This is a genomic window from Streptomyces niger (genome assembly GCF_000718305.1).
Taxonomy (GTDB): Bacteria; Actinomycetota; Actinomycetes; order Streptomycetales; family Streptomycetaceae; genus Streptomyces; species Streptomyces niger.
In genome coordinates this window covers 1-847 of sequence record NZ_JOFQ01000057.1, presented here as the reverse complement: position 1 = coordinate 847, position 847 = coordinate 1, and the positions used below count along the sequence as shown (strand labels likewise).

1 protein-coding gene is annotated in these 847 nt (G+C 68.7%); it reads left to right on the top strand.

Annotation, left to right across the window (positions count from 1 at the left end):
• On the top strand, positions 1-847 hold an 847-nt coding region (gene ispG, locus IF20_RS36870; protein WP_052869800.1), incomplete at both ends, for a flavodoxin-dependent (E)-4-hydroxy-3-methylbut-2-enyl-diphosphate synthase.

The window sequence follows — 847 nt, the reverse complement described above, 5'->3', positions numbered from 1 at the left end:
GTCGGGCCGGTGGCCGTCGGGGGCGACGCACCGGTGTCGGTGCAGTCGATGACGACGACGCGGACCGCGGACATCGGGGCGACGCTGCAGCAGATCGCGGAGCTGACCGCGTCGGGGTGCCAGATCGTGCGGGTGGCGTGCCCCACGCAGGACGACGCGGACGCGCTGCCCATCATCGCGAAGAAGTCGGGGATCCCGGTGATCGCCGATATTCACTTCCAGCCCAAGTACGTGTTCGCGGCGATCGACGCGGGCTGTGCGGCGGTGCGGGTGAACCCGGGCAACATCAAGCAGTTCGACGACAAGGTCAAGGAGATCGCGAAGGCGGCCTCCGATGCCGGGACGCCGATCCGGATCGGGGTGAACGCGGGGTCGCTGGATCGCCGGCTGCTGCAGAAGTACGGCAAGGCGACGCCCGAGGCGCTGGTGGAGTCGGCGCTGTGGGAGGCCAGCCTCTTCGAGGAGCACGGTTTCCGGGACATCAAGATCTCGGTGAAGCACAACGACCCGGTGGTGATGGTCAACGCCTACCGGCAGCTGGCGGCGCAGTGTGACTACCCGCTGCACCTGGGCGTGACCGAGGCCGGCCCGGCCTTCCAGGGCACCATCAAGTCCGCAGTCGCCTTCGGCGCGCTGCTGAGCGAGGGCATCGGCGACACCATCCGGGTGTCGCTGTCGGCGCCGCCGGCGGAGGAGATCAAGGTCGGTATCTCCATTTTGGAGTCGCTGAACCTGCGGCAGCGGCGGCTGGAGATCGTCTCGTGTCCGTCGTGTGGGCGGGCGCAGGTGGATGTGTACAAGTTGGCCGAGGAGGTCACGGCGGGGCTGGACGGCATGGAGGTGCCGC